The sequence below is a fragment of the Erythrobacter sp. S158 genome, assembly GCF_057364915.1.
The window spans coordinates 551,561-569,758 of the sequence record NZ_CP200279.1; the positions used below are offsets into that span (position 1 = coordinate 551,561).

The 18,198-nt window shown below is 60.1% G+C and carries 23 protein-coding genes and 1 tRNA gene; 11 read left to right on the top strand and 13 right to left on the bottom strand.

All coding sequences use genetic code 11. The features are described 5' to 3' along the window. Positions 1–15 precede the first annotated feature (15 nt). The 3 genes from virB11 (at position 16) to AC0V6T_RS02700 (ending at position 4,967) form a co-directional block, all read left to right on the top strand. Positions 16–1,065 carry a P-type DNA transfer ATPase VirB11 gene (gene virB11, locus AC0V6T_RS02690; protein WP_486124108.1) on the top strand — a complete coding sequence of 350 codons (1,050 nt, stop codon included), beginning with the start codon at positions 16–18 and terminating at the stop codon, positions 1,063–1,065. A 168-nt stretch (positions 1,066–1,233) separates the two neighbouring features. After that, on the top strand, positions 1,234–3,435 hold the full coding sequence (locus tag AC0V6T_RS02695) for an RNA degradosome polyphosphate kinase (RefSeq protein ID WP_486124110.1): 2,202 nt from the start codon (positions 1,234–1,236) through the stop codon (positions 3,433–3,435). Then, a complete protein-coding gene (locus AC0V6T_RS02700) occupies positions 3,432–4,967 on the top strand; it encodes a Ppx/GppA phosphatase family protein (RefSeq protein WP_486124111.1) in 1,536 nt (511 codons plus the stop codon). The genes AC0V6T_RS02695 and AC0V6T_RS02700 overlap by 4 nt, the downstream gene beginning before the upstream one ends. On the opposite strand, the gene AC0V6T_RS02705 is transcribed toward AC0V6T_RS02700, so the two are convergent. After that, a complete protein-coding gene (locus AC0V6T_RS02705; RefSeq protein ID WP_486124113.1) occupies positions 4,964–5,854 on the bottom strand; it encodes a queuosine precursor transporter in 891 nt (296 codons plus the stop codon). The genes AC0V6T_RS02700 and AC0V6T_RS02705 overlap by 4 nt on opposite strands. A 72-nt stretch (positions 5,855–5,926) precedes the next feature. On the opposite strand from AC0V6T_RS02705, the gene AC0V6T_RS02710 reads away from it, so the two are divergent. The 4 genes from AC0V6T_RS02710 (at position 5,927) to AC0V6T_RS02725 (ending at position 8,582) form a co-directional block, all read left to right on the top strand. After that, positions 5,927–6,003, top strand: a tRNA-Arg gene (locus AC0V6T_RS02710). A 173-nt stretch (positions 6,004–6,176) separates the two neighbouring features. Next, positions 6,177–6,848, top strand: coding sequence for a hypothetical protein (locus tag AC0V6T_RS02715; RefSeq protein ID WP_486124115.1), 672 nt, complete (start codon positions 6,177–6,179; stop codon positions 6,846–6,848). Between the two features lie 2 nt (positions 6,849–6,850). Further along, entirely contained in the window at positions 6,851–7,936 is a 1,086-nt protein-coding gene (locus tag AC0V6T_RS02720) for an ImmA/IrrE family metallo-endopeptidase (RefSeq protein ID WP_486124117.1), read from the top strand. Between the two features lie 295 nt (positions 7,937–8,231). After that, a complete protein-coding gene (locus tag AC0V6T_RS02725; RefSeq protein ID WP_007164953.1) occupies positions 8,232–8,582 on the top strand; it encodes a hypothetical protein in 351 nt (116 codons plus the stop codon). A 9-nt stretch (positions 8,583–8,591) separates the two neighbouring features. Here the strand turns inward: AC0V6T_RS02725 and AC0V6T_RS02730 are convergent, their stop codons facing one another. The 9 genes from AC0V6T_RS02730 to leuC all read right to left on the bottom strand — a co-directional run bounded on the left by AC0V6T_RS02730 (position 8,592) and on the right by leuC (position 14,375). Then, the gene (locus AC0V6T_RS02730) at positions 8,592–9,380 is read right to left on the bottom strand and encodes an NUDIX hydrolase (RefSeq protein WP_486124119.1); all 789 of its coding nucleotides are present in this window, start codon (positions 9,378–9,380) and stop codon (positions 8,592–8,594) included. A gap of 286 nt (positions 9,381–9,666) precedes the next feature. Beyond that, on the bottom strand, positions 9,667–9,999 hold the full coding sequence (grxD, locus tag AC0V6T_RS02735) for a Grx4 family monothiol glutaredoxin (protein ID WP_007164951.1): 333 nt from the start codon (positions 9,997–9,999) through the stop codon (positions 9,667–9,669). A gap of 39 nt (positions 10,000–10,038) precedes the next feature. Next, a complete protein-coding gene (locus AC0V6T_RS02740; protein ID WP_040464368.1) occupies positions 10,039–10,272 on the bottom strand; it encodes a BolA/IbaG family iron-sulfur metabolism protein in 234 nt (77 codons plus the stop codon). Positions 10,273–10,279: 7 nt separating this feature from the next. After that, on the bottom strand, positions 10,280–10,603 hold the full coding sequence (locus AC0V6T_RS02745; RefSeq protein WP_007164949.1) for a DUF1476 domain-containing protein: 324 nt from the start codon (positions 10,601–10,603) through the stop codon (positions 10,280–10,282). A gap of 84 nt (positions 10,604–10,687) precedes the next feature. Further along, entirely contained in the window at positions 10,688–11,686 is a 999-nt protein-coding gene (locus AC0V6T_RS02750) for an NADPH:quinone oxidoreductase family protein (RefSeq protein WP_486124122.1), read from the bottom strand. A gap of 14 nt (positions 11,687–11,700) precedes the next feature. Continuing rightward, positions 11,701–12,300, bottom strand: coding sequence for a 3-isopropylmalate dehydratase small subunit (leuD, locus tag AC0V6T_RS02755; RefSeq protein WP_486124124.1), 600 nt, complete (start codon positions 12,298–12,300; stop codon positions 11,701–11,703). A 12-nt stretch (positions 12,301–12,312) separates the two neighbouring features. Beyond that, the gene (locus tag AC0V6T_RS02760; protein WP_007164946.1) at positions 12,313–12,471 is read right to left on the bottom strand and encodes a hypothetical protein; all 159 of its coding nucleotides are present in this window, start codon (positions 12,469–12,471) and stop codon (positions 12,313–12,315) included. Positions 12,472–12,537: 66 nt separating this feature from the next. Beyond that, positions 12,538–12,945 (bottom strand): GFA family protein, encoded by a 408-nt coding sequence (locus tag AC0V6T_RS02765; RefSeq protein ID WP_486124126.1) that lies wholly within the window; start codon positions 12,943–12,945, stop codon positions 12,538–12,540. Further along, positions 12,942–14,375 carry a 3-isopropylmalate dehydratase large subunit gene (leuC, locus tag AC0V6T_RS02770; protein WP_486124128.1) on the bottom strand — a complete coding sequence of 478 codons (1,434 nt, stop codon included), beginning with the start codon at positions 14,373–14,375 and terminating at the stop codon, positions 12,942–12,944. Before leuC ends, AC0V6T_RS02765 begins: the two co-directional genes overlap by 4 nt. A gap of 137 nt (positions 14,376–14,512) precedes the next feature. Between leuC and AC0V6T_RS02775 the strand changes: the two genes are divergently transcribed. The 4 genes from AC0V6T_RS02775 (at position 14,513) to AC0V6T_RS02790 (ending at position 16,701) form a co-directional block, all read left to right on the top strand. After that, the gene (locus AC0V6T_RS02775) at positions 14,513–14,911 is read left to right on the top strand and encodes an acyl-CoA thioesterase (RefSeq protein ID WP_007164943.1); all 399 of its coding nucleotides are present in this window, start codon (positions 14,513–14,515) and stop codon (positions 14,909–14,911) included. Positions 14,912–14,989: 78 nt separating this feature from the next. Beyond that, entirely contained in the window at positions 14,990–15,784 is a 795-nt protein-coding gene (locus AC0V6T_RS02780) for a fatty acid desaturase (RefSeq protein ID WP_486124131.1), read from the top strand. Beyond that, positions 15,781–16,281 (top strand): sterol desaturase family protein, encoded by a 501-nt coding sequence (locus tag AC0V6T_RS02785; RefSeq protein WP_007164941.1) that lies wholly within the window; start codon positions 15,781–15,783, stop codon positions 16,279–16,281. The genes AC0V6T_RS02780 and AC0V6T_RS02785 overlap by 4 nt, the downstream gene beginning before the upstream one ends. 18 nt (positions 16,282–16,299) lie before the next feature. Then, complete coding sequence (locus AC0V6T_RS02790) at positions 16,300–16,701, top strand: hypothetical protein (protein WP_486124134.1); 402 nt, start codon at positions 16,300–16,302, stop codon at positions 16,699–16,701. Between the two features lie 256 nt (positions 16,702–16,957). Here the strand turns inward: AC0V6T_RS02790 and AC0V6T_RS02795 are convergent, their stop codons facing one another. Genes AC0V6T_RS02795 through AC0V6T_RS02805 form a run of 3 tightly spaced genes read right to left on the bottom strand, consistent with a single transcriptional unit; the run spans position 16,958 to position 18,195 of the window. Further along, positions 16,958–17,305 carry a YbaN family protein gene (locus tag AC0V6T_RS02795; protein ID WP_486124136.1) on the bottom strand — a complete coding sequence of 116 codons (348 nt, stop codon included), beginning with the start codon at positions 17,303–17,305 and terminating at the stop codon, positions 16,958–16,960. 4 nt (positions 17,306–17,309) lie between these two features. Continuing rightward, positions 17,310–17,789: a GNAT family N-acetyltransferase gene (locus AC0V6T_RS02800; RefSeq protein WP_486124138.1), complete on the bottom strand. Its 480-nt coding sequence runs from the start codon at positions 17,787–17,789 to the stop codon at positions 17,310–17,312. After that, positions 17,782–18,195 carry a SufE family protein gene (locus tag AC0V6T_RS02805; RefSeq protein WP_486124140.1) on the bottom strand — a complete coding sequence of 138 codons (414 nt, stop codon included), beginning with the start codon at positions 18,193–18,195 and terminating at the stop codon, positions 17,782–17,784. Before AC0V6T_RS02805 ends, AC0V6T_RS02800 begins: the two co-directional genes overlap by 8 nt. Positions 18,196–18,198 lie beyond the last annotated feature (3 nt).

Genomic DNA, 18,198 nt, shown 5'->3' on the forward strand with positions numbered 1-18,198 from the left:
CCGATAGCGACGATTATGACTGCCGATATCCATCCGCTTCCTTCAGGAGCAGGCCAGTCCGCCTCCTCGCAGGAGCCGGAGGCGGCGAGCGCGTCTGACGCGCCCATCGGCGGTGAGCGCAGCGTCTATCTCGACGCCTATCTCGCGCCGTTCAAGCGCTGGCTCGACCGCGATACCGTGACCGAGATCATGGTCAACGAACCGGGCGAGGTTTGGGTCGAAGATGCGTCGGATCCTGGCATCAAGAAGATCATCACGCCTGAAATCGACGACCGGCTTGTCCAGCGACTTGCCGAGCAGGTGGCGCGGGTAAGCCACCAGGGCATCAACCGCGAACACCCGCTCCTGGGCGCAACACTGCCCGATGGTGCACGCATTCAGTTCTGCGGCCCTCCCGCAAGCCGCAAGCATTGGGTCATGGCGATCCGTCGCCACCGCCGCCTTGATCTACCACTCGATGCCTATGACACCGGCCCGCTCGCTGGAGAGCAGGTGATCGAGATGCCGGATCCGCAATTCCAGCCTATCGAATATCTGCGCGAAGCCATCCGACATCGTCGCACGATCCTTATTTCCGGCGGGACCAGCACGGGCAAAACGACGTTCCTCAACGCCATGCTCGGCGAAATCCCACGCGAAGAGCGCGTCGTTTTGGTCGAAGATACGCCTGAGCTGAAGTTTCCGGGCGAGAACTCGGTTGGCCTCGTCGCGGTGAAGGGCGAGTTGGGTGAGGCCAAGGTCACGCCCAATGAGCTGCTACAGGCTGCCCTACGTCTTCGCCCTGACCGGATCGTTCTGGGTGAGCTTCGCGGTGCCGAAAGCGTCTCCTTCCTTCGCGCGATTAATACAGGTCACCCAGGGAGCTTTTCGACCATTCACGCCAACTCGCTGCGCGGCGCTTTGGAGCAATTGTCGCTTATGGTGATGCAGACCGGGATTGGCCTGACCCGAAGCGACACGATCTCTTACGCCGCCAGCGTGATCGATGTGATCGTCCAGTTGGGACGGGACGCGAATGGCAAGCGCGGTATCACGGCGATAGCGGACAGTCGCACCTTGGTTTGAAGCTTCGCGCGCCGGTTCACGCGCCTGCGAATTTGACATTCGTGTGACAACAGCGTTTGCGTGATTTACACGTCGCGCGCACACGAACATTGGGCGCAGTGTGTAACGCAGTGAGCGCAACGCGTTGGCGTGCGTCAACAGCCGTGTGGAGCTTCGACAGAAACGCGAATGAGCAGCCAGCCTATCACCAGCGATCAGACCGTTTCGGCTGCGTCTCCGCCGTCGGCACCTCCTGCGACCATCGCGCCCGGTGGCGACGCTTACTTCAACCGCGAATTGTCGTGGCTTGCCTTCAACGAGAGAGTCCTCGCAGAGGCATGTAACGAGCGTTATCCGCTGCTTGAGCGCCTGCGGTTCCTGTCGATCTCTGGCAGCAACCTTGATGAATTCATGATGATCCGCGTAGCGGGCCTGGTCGGTCAGGCGCAGCGCGGAATCGACAAACCAGCCATCGATGGCCGCACTCCAACCCAGCAACTCAGCGCCATACGCGAAAAGCTGGCCGAATTGTCCGCGCGCCAACAGGATATCTGGCGCAACCTGCATGCGCTGCTTGCCGAAGCCGACATTCATATCGCCGACGAACAGCGCGTGAAGCCCGCCGCTCACAAGTGGCTCGAGGCGTTCTTCCTCGAAGAAATTCTTCCCGTGATCACGCCGCAGGCGCTCGATCCTGCGCACCCATTTCCTTTCGTGCACAACGAAGGAATGGGCCTGCTGTTCACGCTCAGCCGCGATGCGGACAAGGAACAGATTATGGAGATGATCCTGATCCCGACCGCCTTGCCGCGTTTTGTCCGGGTGCCGGGTGACATCGCCGGCGCAGGGGAGGCGGTCTACATCTCGATAGCAAGCCTCATCCAGCGCTACGCAAAGAAGCTCTTTCCGGGCTTTACAATCGAAGGCGACGGACTTTTCCGCGTGCTGCGCGACAGCGATATCGAGATCGAGGAAGAGGCCGAGGACCTCGTGCGCACCTTCCGCAGCGCGATCCAGCGCCGTCGGCGCGGGCAGGTGATCCAGCTTGAGCTGGAAGAAGACTTTGATCCGCAGGGCGAGGAGATCCTGCTCCAGCAACTCGGAGTGCACGAGGCCGCCGTCATCAAGACCGACGGAATGATCGGTATCGACGGCCTTGCCGAGATTGTCGATGAAGACCGGCCCGATCTCAAGTTCGACGCCTATTCACCGCGCTATCCAGAGCGCATTCGCGAACATGACGGCGACGCCTTCTCCGCCATTCGCGAGAAAGACATCGTCATTCACCACCCCTACGAGAGCTTCGAAGTGGTGGTCGATTTCATCCGGCAGGCGGCTGCCGATCCGGATGTCGTCGCGATCAAGCAGACGCTTTACCGTGCAGGGTCTCAGTCCGCCGTCATCAGCGCACTGATCGAGGCGGCGGAGAACGGCAAGTCGGTAACTGCGGTGGTCGAACTGAAAGCCCGCTTCGATGAGGAACAGAACCTCAAATGGGCAACCAAGCTGGAGCGTGCCGGGGTGCAGGTCATCTACGGCTTCACCGACTGGAAAACCCACGCCAAGGTTGCGATGGTAGTGCGGCGCGAGGAGAGCGGTTTTCGCACATACTGCCACTTTGGGACCGGAAACTACCACCCGATCACGGCCAAGATTTACACTGACATGAGCTTCTTCACCGCCGATCCCAAGCTGGGTCGCGATGCGGCGAAGATGATGAATTTCGTAACCGGCTATGTCGAACCGCATGGCCTTGAAATGATCTCGATCGCGCCGCTGGACCTGCGCGAAGAGATCTACGAGCGCATCGACGCCGAGATCGCTAATGCGCGCAAGGGCAAGCCAGCCGCGATCTGGATGAAGTGCAACCAGATCACGGACGAAGGCATGATCGACCGCCTCTACGCCGCCAGCAATGCAGGTGTTCGCGTGGAACTGGTGGTTCGCGGCATTTGCTGCCTGCGCCCGGGGGTCGAGGGCCTTTCGGAGAACATCAGGGTCAAATCGATCATCGGACGCTTTCTTGAGCATTCGCGCATTTACGCTTTTGCGAACGGCCGCGCGATGCCGGGGCCAAATGCGCGAGTTTACATCTCTTCGGCCGATCTGATGGGCCGCAACCTCGATCGCCGTGTGGAATCGCTTATTCCGATTACCAACCGGACCGTCCATGACCAGATTCTACAGCAGGTGCTGCTCGCCAACATGCTCGACACCGAGCAAAGCTGGTGGCTCCATGCCGATGGCAGCTATTCGCGGGTCGAGACCGATGGGAAGCCTTTCAACTGCCACCGCTACTTTATGACCAACCCCTCTCTGTCGGGGCGCGGGGGCGCCTTGGAGGCGGGAGCGGTGCCTAAGCTCAGCTTGCGCCGGGGACGTGCTGGATGAGCTCGAAACGGAGGCGTGCCGAGCGCGATGGAACATTTGCTGGGGCAACTCCGGGCCGTGCAATTATCGATATCGGCTCCAACACGGTCCGCATGGTCGTTTACGGTGGCACCATGCGCGCGCCGACGGTGCTGCTCAACGAGAAGGTGAGCGCGCGGCTTGGCCGTGATATCGCAACTGATGGTAAGCTTGCCGATGAGGCAATCGAGTTCGCTATGCGCGGGCTCAAGCGGTTCGCCCTGTTACTCGAAGACCTCGGTGTCGACGACGTTGAGACGGTCGCAACTGCCGCAGTCCGCGAGGCGAGCAATGGCTCCCAATTTGTCAAAGAACTGAAGAAGCTGGGCTTCAAGCCCCGGATCATTTCGGGCGAAGAGGAAGCGTGCTTGAGTGCGAGCGGAGTGGCCGGCGCTTTTCCCGGCGCGACCGGGACCGTCGCCGATCTTGGCGGCGGGAGCCTCGAACTCGTCACCATCGAGAATGGCAAGCCAGGCAAGGCGGTCTCGCTTCCACTCGGCACTCTGCGTCTTCCAGAATACCGCGGAGACTCGCGAAGCGAGATGCGCAAAGCGCTGGAAAAAGCGCTCAAGAAGGGCGCACCTCAAATCGAGAAGGGGCAGCCGCTTTATCTTGTGGGCGGCACGCTGCGCACAATGGCGGTTTACGCCATGCAGGAGCAGGGGCATCCGCTATCGGACCCTCATGGCTTTATGCTCGAGCCCGATGAAGCCAAGTCGCACATCGGCAAGGCGCTTGCCAAAGAGAGCGTTGAGAGCCTGAAAGAGCGCGACCGTATCTCCTCGATGCGTGCTGAGAAGCTACCTGATGCGTCTGTCCTTGCAGAGGCGATGCTTTCGCGCTTTGGCCCGAGCTGCCTGATCTTCTCCTCATGGGGCCTGCGCGAAGGCCTGCTCTACGACCGGCTACCCGATCACGCGAAAGCGCAAGACCCACTGCTTGCCGGTGTAGGCGTTTTTGCGACCCAGCGCGGCTCTCCCCAGACGCTGGCTGCGCGCATAGCGGGCTGGACCGTCGATGCTGCCCCGCCGCAGAAGCATGGGACCGAACGGCTTAGGTTAGCTGCGACCATGCTTGCTCTCGCATCGATGCAGATCGAGCCCAACATCCGTTTGCCGCAGGCAATCGACTGGGCGCTGCACAAACGCTGGATCGCGGTCAGCAGCAAGGACCGCGCTATGCTCGCCGCAGCAATCGCGGCGAACGGCAACGCTCTCGATCTGCCCGACGAAGTCCGCGAGCTTGCCAGTGAAGACGCCTTGAACGAAGCCATGTGCTGGGGCCTTGCGGTGCGCCTCGCTCGCCGCTTGGGCGCGCGTTCGCGGCGTTCGCTTCAGGTCAGCCGTCTGCTGGTCGCGGAAAAGACCCTCGTCCTGCGCCTTGCCGAAAGCCACGAGGCCTTGTTCGGCATTCCGACCGAGAAGGACATGAAGCTCCTAGCAGGCAGGCTAGGATTCGACTGGAAAGTCGACATCATTCCCGATGATGAGCTTCTCGAAAACGAGCTGATCTAGGCTGCTGACTTAGTTTCCTTGCCCGAAAAGGGTGAGAAATCGGTGTCGGTGTCGAACAGGTCCACGCCTTCGGCCTTCTTGAGCTTCGCGACGACCAGATAGGTCACGGGCGTGAGCGCGGCTTCCCAGATCACCTTGAGCAGCCAGTTTGTGATCATCACGGTGATGACGGCTTCGGTTGTCCAGATGCCGAGGAAGGCGACCGGGTAGAAGATCAGGCTGTCGACACCTTGTCCCACCACGGTCGAGCCGATGGTGCGGGTCCACAGGGCCTTGCCCTTGGTCCAGACCTTCATCTTTGCCATGACATAGGAATTGACGAACTCGCCAGCCCAGAACGCGGTGATCGAGGCAAGCACGATGCGCCAGGTGCTTCCAAAAACGCTTTCATAGGTTTGTTGGCAGATAGAGCCTGTTGGTCCGTCGGGATCGGTGGTGGAGGTAAGAGGGCCTTGCCCGTCAAACCCGCTCGCCCCGCAAGCCCATCCGTCAAAGGCTGGCAAGCTGACCACGACGTAGCTCATGAACGCGAGGAAGATCATCGCCGCAAAGCCGGTCCAGATCACGCGGCGCGCGCGGGCAAAGCCGTAAATCTCGGTGAGGACATCGCCGATGACATAGCCAAGCGGAAAGAACAGGATGCCCGCGCCATAGATAAACACGCCATCGGGAGCGGGCCACCAGCCTTCGGGCCAGAAGGCGACGTCGACAAAAGTCAGTTTGGCCGCACCGATAATATTCGACAACAGCAGGATCGCGACAAAGGCCGCCATCACGAAATCGTAGTATCGGAAAGTCACCGGGGCATGGCTGGTCGCCTGGATTCCGTCATTCGGGTCTTGGTCGAAGGCGGCGCCGGGATCGGCCGGGTCGGATGTGTTTTCCATATGCGCGGGCACTAGCGCGATTCCCATTGGCCGCAAAGCACGCTAATGGGTGCCGGTTCCGAACAGGAATGCGCGCCCGTAGCTCATCTGGATAGAGCGCGAGACTTCTAATCTTGAGGCAGCAGGTTCGAGTCCTGCCGGGCGCGCCATCTCATACAGTAAATATCTGATTTTATTGAGAGAAAAAGCGGTTGGACAATACCCGTTTTTGATGGGGTGCGCATAAGGTGCGTATTGCCGGCGAAAAACGGTCCGGATCAGTTGACCCTGTTCATTTTTTCCGCCACATATGAGGCAGAAAAAATGAACAGGTGGTGATTCCATGGCGACAGTAATCGTAGCAAAGCCGAACGAGATCCGTAATGAATTGGAACGCATCGGCTTAACCGCTGAGCAGGTTCTTGAGATTGTCCACGCAATGGCAGGCGCCAAGGCGGATGCGACAGAGAATGACCCGCCTGGCGCAGCTGGTTGGTCGGCATGGCGAATGGGCATTCGGCGGTCACGCGAAGTCACGATCCATGACAAACGTTTTCCTGACTGGGAGCGCGATGAAGACGGCCAGGTGAGTTCGGTGGTTAATCGCAAGCTGGGTGTGCGGTTGCTTGTTTCGAATACCGGCGACGGAACCGGGATCGAGGCGGACGATCGTTTTCCGCAGAATCGCTCAAAGAAGGGCGCTGCGACTGACCGTATTGTTCAAACCAATCAGGGCGCGTTCGAGTTCATGGAGGAGGCGACTAATGTCGTAGCCTTCCCGAAGGTGGCAGATGCGGAGCATGGGCTTACATCATGGTATGTCTGTGTCTATTCAGACGGACAAGATGTTCGCGCCGAAGTGTCTTGTCCCATTGATATCGAAGGTGGCTTTTTCACAGGTTTCAGTAAGCGGATTATCATCATCGGAGACGATGGATCCGGCATTGGGCCAATTGATGGGTCGAAAACGGATGGCGACGTAATCGAGATCGATATTCCCATCGCTCGGAAGTAATTATGTCTTTTAGTTCTGCGCGCTTCAGCGTCGCCCGACAAAGGCGATTGCTGAAGCAAAAAGGATTCGCTGAGTTACTTGGGGTGGCGCAGCATACCGTTTCCCGATGGGAGAAAGGCCTGACTGAGCCTGATACTGAAATGGTGGAGAAAATCGCCCGAGCTCTGAATTATCCGGTCGAATTCTTCTTTCAACCCGACATCGAAATACCAGAAGCTGAGTTGGTTAGCTTCCGCAGCCAGACATCAATGAAAGCCGCAGTTCGCGATGCGGCCTTGTCCGCAGGCGCGTTGGGGTTCTTGGTATCTGACTGGGCTGAAGAACGATTTTCTTTGCCTTCAGTCGATGTGCCAGACCTTCACTCTCTAGACCCAGAAAGTGCTGCCAGGACTTTGCGCGCCGATTGGGGGCTGGGTGAACAACCGATTTCAAACATGATTCATTTGATGGAGGCTCATGGGGTCCGTGTGTTCTCGCTGGCCGAGAATTCAGTTACCGTGAATGCATTCTCTTTTTGGAAAGACGGCACGCCCTTTGTTTATCTGAATACGATAAAGAGTGCAGAAAGTAGCCGTTTTGATGCCGCACATGAGTTAGGCCACCTCGTTCTTCATCAAGATGGGAAAACGACAGGCCGTGAAGCGGAAGATCAGGCAAACAGGTTTGCATCTGCATTTCTGATGCCGCGCGCAGACGTTCTGGCGCATATTTCTGACGTCTATTCGCTAGATCAGTTGATTAGATTGAAACGTCGTTGGAAAGTTTCGTTAGCCGCACTCAATTATCGCGTTCATAAGCTGGGCATCACAACCGATTGGCGAAATCGCGATCTGTGTATCCAAATCTCACGCCAAGGATTCCATAAGAATGAGCCGATGCCGATCGAGCGCGAACGGTCGATGGTATGGGAGAAGGTCCTCAAACTGCTCTGGAATGACAAGATGACTATTAGGGTCATTTCAGAGGAACTGTCCCTGCCACATGCTGAAGTCGATGCATTGATTTTTGGGGTGGTGTCGAACAACGCGGCCCCACCTTCGTCTTCGCCTCAAGGGTTGTCGCTCGTGCGATCTGAGGCGAAACGATAGTTTATCACTTTGGAACAGCCTTAGATCTAAACACTTTAAGGCTGCTGACTCGCCCAAACATAAGTTGGACAACGCGCAATGGGATGTGGCGGGTTCCCGTGGGCTATTTGGGTAGGTTGGACATCGGCAAGATGCTGAAAATAGGCAATTGCGCTATTCCTGCCGGGCGCGCCAACTTTCATCCATCGCAGCTCAGACACGGCTGGTGCCGGGACGGATCTCGTCGCGCGCCGAGTCCGCTCCCGTTCATATTGGAATGACAAGTGTAGTCATCGAAGCAAACAGGAGACCAACCATGACCCGTATCCTCGTCGCCTCGCTGGCAGTTGCCGGAACTCTCTTTTCGGCGCCTCTAGCTGCGCATGACCGCGAAATTGTTGTCGAGCGCTACCGCTCGCTTCCGCCTTCACCCAACAATTTCACGAACAAATGGTGGGTCGATTACCAGACCGACATCAGCGAGGCTCGCCGCGAGCTGCGCAGCGATCTGCGCCGTGCGACCGATGCAGAAGACCGCTTCGATGCGCGCCGCGAATATGAGCGCGAGCTTGAAGATGCCAAATACGATTACGAGAAGGAGATGCTCGAGCGCGGCTATCGCGTCGTCAGTTTCCGCGAGAACCGCTACCGCATGGCGCGTCGGTAAAGCGCACGGTCAGCCGCGTGCGACAGTTTCGAGCAGTTCGGAAGTGATCGGGTAGCCCGCGTCCTCCATGATCGTCAGCATCGGTTGGGCACCAGTGGTGTCGACGCGCGGGACGATCGTCTTGACGGGGATCGCTTCGGCCTGCGCGCGTGCCTCTTCGAAACTTGCGAAGAGCGCAAGGCGCTCAAGATTTCGCCGGGTCGGAAAGATCAGCTTGATTTCGCCTTCCTCTGCCATCCTCAGCGCGCCCTTTGCGCTGGTCCAGAAGAGGCGGGTGTTCTCCGAATTGTCGATCGAAACGTCGACTTCGCCGGTGCCCAGATCGGCAAGGTAGAAGCGCGTGTCGTAAAGGCGTGACAGGTTCTCGTTCTTGGGGAACCAACGAGCGAAGGGCACGATCTGATCGAGGTCGAGTGTCCAACCGAACGCTTTCAGCACTGGCTCAAGTTCGTTGCGCTTTTCAAGCATCGCGCGGGCCTCGGCGGCTTTCGATGCGTCGATATCGCCTGCAAGTCCAAGCGCCAGTCCGGTTTCCTCGAGCGTTTCGCGAATTGCGGCGATCTGGTGTGCAGCCTCATCGGAGGTGATCGCGCCGCCGCTGTCTGCCGCGGCATCCTCGCCGAGCGCGAAGTCCTCAGGATCGACCCGGCCACCGGGAAACACCGCCATACCGCCAGCGAACACCATGGTGCGCGATCGGACCGTCATGAGCACCTGAGGGTCGCCGCCTTCAGGATCGTTTCGGAAGATGATGATTGTGGCGGCGGGAATACCTTGCGGTGCAGATTCGCTTGTCATGCAGCCAGTGATGGCGCGCCTTCGCCCGCTTGCCAAGGGCAGTGAGGCGCGGTGTCGGGATCCCTTACAGCCGAAACAAAGGTTAAAGGCTGCTAACCATCATGAACGGCACAATTCCGAGGCTTCGCTGTTTTGGCACGGCAAGTGCATAAGAGAGCGCGAAGAATGTGGTCTTCGAATTGAGGTGCGGCCTTCCTGGTCTCTGGGTCTCACCTCCTCAAAGAAAAAGCCGCCTCGCACTTCCCGTTGCGAGGCGGCTTTTTTCTTTGCCGATCAGCGAAGTCGGTCAGCTTTCGATCTTGGCGACTTTGTTCTCGTCCATCATCTGCTGGAGTTCGCCCGCTTCGAACATTTCCATCATGATGTCGCTACCACCGACAAACTCGCCCTTCACGTAGAGCTGGGGGATGGTCGGCCAATCGGAGAAGGTCTTGATCCCCTGACGCACTTCCATGTCCTGGAGCACATCGACGCTTTCATACTGAACGCCGCAATGGTCGAGGATCGCCACAGCGCGGCTTGAAAAGCCGCATTGCGGGAAGAGCGGGGTGCCCTTCATGAACAGGACGACGTCGTTCTCGCCGACGAGGGTGGAAATGCGGGTGTTGATATCAGCCATTCTAATGGGCCTTCGTTCTGCGTGTTCTTGTGTCGAAAACTACGTGGGGACCACGGTGGTCACTTGCAAGGCGTGCAGTTCGCCGCCCATGCGCCCGCCGAGAGCGGCGTAGACCATTTTGTGCTGCTGCACGCGGGTCTTGCCGACGAATTGCGGAGCGGTCACGACCGCGGCCCAGTGATCGTTGTCGCCTGCAAGGTCAGTGAGTTCTACGCTCGCACCGGGCAGAGCAGCGAGAATCGCCGCTTCGATATCAGGGCCGGACATGGGCATGGGGCGATCAGCTCTCGCTCATGTATTGGCGCTTGGCCTCGATCGCCATTTCTTCGAGCTTCGCGCGGATGTCGGCTTCGCTGACATTGGTGTCCGCTGCGGTCAGATCGCCGAGCAGCTTGCGAATGACGTCTTCATCACCAGCTTCCTCGAAGTCGGCCTGTACGACAGACTTCTTGTAGGCCTCGGTTTCTTCGGGCGTGAGGTTCATGATCCCGGCAGCCCATTCGCCGAGCAGGCGGTTGCGGCGTGCCGCGATCTTGAATGCGGTTTCTTCGTCGAGTGCGAACTTGGCTTCTTCGGCGCGTTCGCGGTCTTTGAAATCGGTCATGGTGATCCCCTTGGAAAATACCTCTTTGAAATAGGGTCGGGCAGGGCGCGCGGCAACAGGCATTCGCTCTGCTGACCCGTCAATTTAGTCCATCGTAACGACAAGCTTGCCGACTGCCTCGCGGTTTTCGAGCTTGGCAATCGCTTCGCCCGCGCGTTCGAGCGGGAAGGTTTCGGAAACGAGCGGGTCGATCTTGCCTTCCTTCATAAGCGCGAAAAGCTCCTTCACCTGCTCGACGAACTTGGCCGGCTCGCGTGCGGTGAAGGCTCCCCAGAAGACGCCGCAGATATCGCAGGACTTGAGGAGCGTAAGGTTGAGCGGCATCTTCGCGATCCCCGCCGGGAAACCGACGACCAGAAACCGGCCTTCCCATGCGATCGAACGAAGCGCGGGTTCGGAATACTGGCCGCCCACGATGTCGTAAACGATGTTGGCGCCGTTGGGGCCGCATGCTTCCTTGAACTTGTTGGCGAGTTCCTTGGATGCGGCCTTGTCCATCTCTTCGCGCGGATAGATCACCACCTCGTCAGCGCCGGCCTTGCGGGCGACTTCGCCCTTGGCCTCGCTCGACACAGCTGCAACCACGCGCGCACCGAACGCCTTGGCGAGTTCGACTGCGGAAAGGCCAACGCCGCCTGCCGCGCCGAGCACAAGCACGACATCGCCTTCCTTGATGTGTCCGCGATCCTTGAGGCCGTGGATCGTGGTGCCGTATGTCATCAGGAGCGATGCAGCTTTTTCATGCGGCACCCCGTCGGGCACCGGGAACATGCGATTGGCCGGAACGATCGCCTTTTCGCGAAGCCCGCCATTGCCGATCCCGGCCATGACATTGTCGCCGACCTTGAAGCCTTCGACGCCTTCGCCAACCGCTTCGATCACGCCCGCGATCTCACCACCCGGCGAATAGGGACGCTCCGGCTTGAACTGGTAGAGGTCGCGGATCATCAGCGTGTCGGGATAGTTGATCGCACAAGCCTTCACCGCGACCAGCACCTCGCCCTTGCCGGGCGTGGGCGTTGCGATCTCGTCGAGCGTCAGCGTCTCAGGGCCGCCGACTTCGTGCGTGCGGATGGCTTTCATGTGAGGTCTCTCCCTTAGATATTGGTGCCTGCCGCAACCCACGCTTGCGCGGATTTGCGACGGTCTTCGAATGTCGTGATCGCGTCGCTGCTTTCGAGCGTGAGCGACACTTCATCAAGCCCGCCGAGAAGGCAGTGCTTGCGGAACGGATCGATCTCGAAGGTGAAGCGGTCTTGGAACGGCGTGGTGACGGTCTGGTTTTCAAGGTCAACGGTGATCTCATGGCCATCCTTTGCCACTTCCATCAGCCGGTCGATCACTTTCTGCGGCAGGACGACGGGCAGGATCCCATTTTTCACCGCATTGCCTGAGAAGATGTCCGAATAGCTCGGTGCCATCACCGCGCGAATGCCGAGGTCGAGGATTGCCCATGCGGCGTGCTCCCGGCTCGACCCGCAGCCGAAATTGTCTCCCGCGATCAGGATCGGAGCGCCCTTGTAGGCGGGGTCATCGAAGACATTGTCTTCGCTTGCGCGAATGCTCTCAAAAGCGCCTTCGCCAAGCCCTTCGCGGCTGATGGTCTTCAGCCACTTGGCCGGGATGATGATGTCGGTGTCGACATTCTTGGCGCCGAAGGGAATGGCGCGGCCTTCGACCTGAGAGATGGGATCCACTTGCCCGTCCCTTTAGTCGGTTTCGGGCGGCTCGCCCGAGGGGATTGTCTTGGAGGGCTCTACGGGCTTCTTCGCTTTCGAGCGCTTTCCTGCATAAAGGAGAGCGGCGGCGATAGCTGCGGAACCGATGGCACCGGCAGCGGCGATAGCGGCTTTGGAGGTCTTGGTCATTGGTGTCTCATGCTGAGGGGTGAGGGGAAAGGCAAGGGGCAGTTGAGTAGGTGGGCAGTTCTGTCGTCAGGCGATCAGCACGTCTTGTCCGATCACGCCTCGTTCGCGCCGCTCGCTTGGCTCTGATACTCCATCCCACCCAAGGCCGTCCATGAAGCGAGCTTCGATACCTGCGACCTCGGCAGGTGTGAACAATCGCATATTCGCGCCCATCCGGTCCGCTTGCGAGGCCTCGCTGGCAATCCAGTGGGTCGTCACGCCGCAGTGGCTGCATGAATGAAGTTCGACCATCGGATTGTCGATGTCTTCGCGTTGAAAGCAGACCGTCTCACCCGTCACACGAAGCGCTCCGCGTGAGAAGTAGCTCCACGCCGCTCCGCTTTTCCGGCACAGGCTGCAGTCGCAAAATGTGATCGAGGTTGGGCGCTCGGGCAACGCTACCTCCACCTTGCCGCACAAGCAGGTCGCCTTCATTCGGTCAGTTCCCTCACGTCCGTGAGCCTGCCGGCGATTGCGGCCGCAGCGGCCATGGCGGGCGAGACGAGGTGCGTGCGAGCGCCGGGGCCCTGGCGGCCTACGAAGTTGCGATTGCTGGTCGAGGCGCAGCGTTCGCCGGCAGGGACCTTGTCGGGGTTCATGCCGAGGCAGGCCGAACAGCCCGGTTCGCGCCATTCGAAGCCCGCATCAACGAAGATGCGGTCGAGCCCTTCTTCCTCCGCCTGGCGCTTCACAAGGCCCGATCCGGGCACGACGATCGCCCAGCGCACGTTGTCCGCCTTGTGGCGGCCCTTCAGAACCTTTGCTGCGTCGCGCAGGTCTTCGATGCGGCTGTTGGTGCAGCTCCCGATGAAGACGTTTTCGATCGCGATCTCGGTCATCGGCGTGCCGGGGGTAAGGCCCATGTAATCGAGGCTCTTGGCCGCCGCTGCTTGCTTGGATGGATCAGCGAAGCTGTCAGGTGATGGGACTGTGCCAGTGATTGGGAGCACGTCTTCAGGGCTGGTGCCCCAAGTGACGGTTGGCGCGACATCGGCGGCGTCGATAGTGACCGATTTGTCGAACTGGGCGCCCTCGTCGGTGCGAAGCGTGTTCCAATATGCGACCGCATGATCCCATGCGGCGCCCTTGGGCGACATCGGGCGGTCCTTGAGGTAACGGAACACGGTATCGTCGGGCGCAATTAGACCGGCACGCGCGCCAGCCTCGATGCTCATGTTGCAGACGGTCAGACGCTGCTCGACGCTCATTTGCTCGAACACCCGGCCGCGATACTCGATGACGTGGCCTGTGCCGCCAGCGGCGCCAATCACTCCAATGATGTGAAGGATGAGATCCTTTGCGGTGACGCCCGGTCCAAGCTCGCCCGTGACGCGCACCTCCATCGACTTCGAGCGCTGGAGCAGCAGCGTTTGCGTCGCGAGCACATGCTCGACCTCGCTCGTCCCGATCCCGAAGGCGAGCGCGCCGAGGCCGCCATGGCTCGCCGTGTGCGAATCGCCGCATACGATCGTGGTGCCGGGGAGCGAGAAGCCCTGTTCCGGGCCGACCACGTGGACGATCCCCTGCTCGGCATCGGCATCGCCGATATAACGGATGCCGAAATCGGGAGCGTTGCGTTCAAGCGCTGCGAGCTGCGCTGCGCTCTGCGGGTCCTCGATTGGCACCTTGCCGCCTGCCGCATCGCGCCGCGCCGTCGTCGGCAGATTGTGATCAGGCACAGCAAGTGTGAGTTCGGGCCGACGAACTGAGCGCCCTGCAAGCCGCAGTGCCTCGAAAGCTTGCGGGCTGGTCACTTCATGCACGAGATGGCGATCGATATAGATGATCGCGGTCCCGTCATCGCGGGTCTCGACCACATGGTCGTCCCAGATCTTGTCGTAGAGAGTGCGCGGTTTGCTGGCCATTTGAAGGGGTCTTTCGGGTATTTAGAGCCATGCGTTAGCGTCGGGCTGAGGCTTGAAGCAAGCCGCACTCTGCTTTCGATGCGATTTCGGTGCAGTTTGTCATGGCAATGCAGGGTTACTTGGGCTAACTGACATTCATGTCAGCAATGCCCTTCCGCTTCCCCATCACCGTTACCCCTGAAGACATCGACTTCATGGGGCACGTCAACAATGCGCGTTACCTCAACTGGGTGCAGGATGCGGTGCTGGCGCATTGGCGGGGCCTTGCTCCGGCGGAAGAGGTCGCGTCCAAGGCCTGGGTCGCTCTCAAGCATGAGATCACCTATCGCAAGCCCGCCTTTCTCGAAGACGATGTCATCGCACAGACCGTGCTCGAACGCTTCAACGGGGCTCGCGCGTTCTATCATACGGTGATCCGCCGCGGTGAAGACGTGCTGGCCGAAGTGCAATCGAGCTGGTGCTGCATTGATGCCGAAACGCTGCGTCCCGCGCGCATCGGAGAGCATCTGCGCGAGTTCTTCTTCCCCGAAGACTGAGCGTCTACAAGCGATTGTACAGGCGCGCCCGGCTCCCCTATACGCAACCCGATGGCCGCCCCTAGCGTATCTACCAACATGAGCGAGCAACGCTTCACCTTGCCTTATCGCAGCGTGCAGGGGCTGATCGGCCTTGCCCTTGCCGCGCTGATTGCTGGCGGGTGGCTGGGTATCCATGCCTACGCGATGTTCGTGTTTGAGCTTTCGTGGTCGAACCTGCCCTTCGCGATCCTTATGGCGGCGGTGCAGTGCTGGCTTTCCGTTGGCGTCTTCATCGTCTGCCACGATGCGATGCATGGCAGCCTGCTGCCGGGCAAGGGGAGAGTGAACGCTGCGATCGCGACGGTGCTTCTGTTCCTCTATGCGGGCTTTGCTTGGCGCACCTTGCGCGACGCGCATCATACGCATCACCGGCTCGCTGGGCACAAGGGTGATCCCGATTTCGACGAGGACAACCCGTCGAGTTTCGCGCGCTGGTACTGGACCTTCTTCAAGCGCTATTTCGGTTGGCAGTCGCTGATCTTCGTGCACACCGTGGTCGGCATCTACTGGCTGGTGCTGGGCATTCCGATGGTCCAGATCGTGCTGCTTTACGGAGCGCCTGCGCTGCTTTCCTCGCTCCAGCTGTTCTACTTCGGCACTTACCGCCCCCATCATCACGCCGACGCCAAGCCGTTCGCCGACAAGCACAATGCGCGCACCGATGGTTTTTCGACACTGACGAGCCTTTTGACCTGCTTTCATTTCGGCTATCATCTCGAGCATCACCACCGGCCCGACGTGCCATGGTGGGCGCTGCCCGCCGCGCGCCGCGCGAGGGTGGTTGAACAGTCGTATGAAGCAGGAACCGTGAGGAAGGAGATCGCAGCATGAGTTGGCCCGCAGCCATCGCCGTCACGCTCGGCGCTCTGATCTTCATGGAGTTCTTTGCGTGGTATGCACACAAGTACATCATGCACGGCTGGGGCTGGGGCTGGCACCGCGACCATCACGAGCCGCACGACAACAAGCTTGAGAAGAACGACCTGTTCGCGGTCGTCTTCGGCACGATCAACGCAGGCATGTACATCTTCGGCGCGCTCTATTGGGACGCGCTTTGGTGGGCGGCCTTGGGCGTCAACCTCTACGGCGTGATCTACGCTCTCGTTCACGACGGCCTCGTCCATCAGCGCTTTGGCCGATACGTGCCCAAGAACGCCTATGCCAAGCGGCTGGTGCAGGCCCACCGTCTTCACCACGCCACCATCGGCAAGGAGGGCGGGGTGAGCTTCGGCTTCGTGCTCGCGCGCGATCCGGCCAAGCTCAAGGCCGAGCTCAAGCGCCAGTCGCAGAGCGGCGAGGCTATCGTCCGCGAGAGTGCCGGGGCCTGATCGGCCTGACCGGCGCGGATGGGCGGCAACCACAACCTCTCCGGCGAGTGGGACGGCACCTTCGCTTATCCCGATGTCCCCGAAGCGGGGCCCGTCACGCCCTTCCTTGCTCGCCTCAGCGAAGCGGGCGGCGTGCTGAGCGGCAGCGTGATCGAACCGCACGAGTTCGCCGGAGGCACCGCCGAAGCGACGATCAGCGGCACCCGCATCGGCAAGGCGGTCCACTTCGCCAAGACCTATCACGGCGCTGGCTGGGAATACCGCCAGACCGTGCTCTATTACGGCACGCTCAACGATGACGGGACGCGCATTGCGGGCGAGTGGCATATCGACCACTGGCGCGGACCCTTCGAGATGACCCGCGATCCCCCTCCGGCTGTCGAAGTCAGCGTCAGCGAGGAAGCCGAGGTCAGTGTTTAGAACTGATCTGCTGGCAAGTGATGGAACGCGCAAAGGGGTGTTTGGGAAAAACGCAGCTGCCTTGCTGAACTTCGCAAAAGTGTGCAAATTCAATGGTTTGAATGAGGCGTTCGCGCGAGTTCCCATGTAGGACGTGTGACCTTTCGATTTTCACCAACATCTTGCTGAAGTCGATCGAAGATACAGGTCATCACCCGTGTAGGAAAATTGTGAGGCGCTATCCGGTGTCGGCCCCTTCACCGAGCGGGCTGAGTGCCTATTCTGCGCGCGTCACGATCCAGCCGCCGATGATCACCAGCACCGCAACCGACGCCCAGACCCACGGTTGGCCAAGCGTAAAGCCCGTGAATGCGACCCCGGCGCTCATGGCTGCTACAGAGGCGACCTTGGCCTTGCGCGAGATCGCCCGGCGTTCGCGCCAGTCGCGGATTTGCGGCCCCCAGCGCGGATCGGCGAGAATGCGCTGCTCCCATTCCGGATTGCTGCGCGCAAAGCAGAACGCGGCCAGCAGCAGGAACGGCACAGTCGGCATAAGCGGCAGAACCGCTCCAATCGCGCCAAGCGCAACGCAGATGATCCCGGAGACGAGGTAAAGCCAGCGCACCGGATCAGCCGCCCGGTCCGCTTTGACGCAAATCCATTCCCAGCACCGGCAACACACGTCCGGATACCGAGCCCGATGGCTCCTCCCCGACCGGCTCAAATCCAATGCTGCGGTAAAACGGGACGGCATCAGGATCGGCAGTCACGACCATTCTGGCTGCCCCTTTGCGCTCTGCGGCATCGCGTGCCCAGGCGAAGAGCGCCTTGCCGAGCCCTGTTCCGATCAGGCGCGGCTCCACGAAGAGTTTCTCAAGCTCGCTCAGCGCTCCGTCGATCCGAAGTTGCGCAAGCCCAGTGATGCTGGCGTCATCCTCTGCGACGATGACATCGCTTGTCGCAAGGTCTTCGCGGGTTAGCGTCAATTCCACCCGGCATGCCTCGATGAAAGCAGCGTCGTATCCCCAATGCGCCTTTGACCGCAGGCAAAGCGCGCTCGCTCGCTCCAGCTCCTCCGCACGCAGCGGGCGGAGCAGGGGGTCAGGCATCGGCCAGACGCGCCGCGTGCTCCTTGACGAGCGCGATCATGTTGGGAACGCCCTGTGTGCGATTGGACGAAAGCTGGTTCTTGAGATCGAAGGGGTCGAGCGCGGCGGTCACATCCATCTCGGCCACTTCGCGCGCGGGCTTGTCCTGCACGGCGGCGATGACGAGCGCGACGATGCCCTTGGTGATTGCCGCGTTGCTGTCGGCAAGGAAGTGGAGGGCGCCATCGCCTGCCGTCTCGGTGGGATAGACCCACACCGCTGCCGAACAACCGCGCACGAGGGTCGCTTCGGTTTTCAGCGCGTCGGGCATGTCCTCAAGCTCGCGCCCGAGCTCGATCAGCAGGCGGTAGCGTTCATCGCCTTCGAGGAATTCGTATTCTTCCTGGATATCGTCAAGACTTCGCATGGG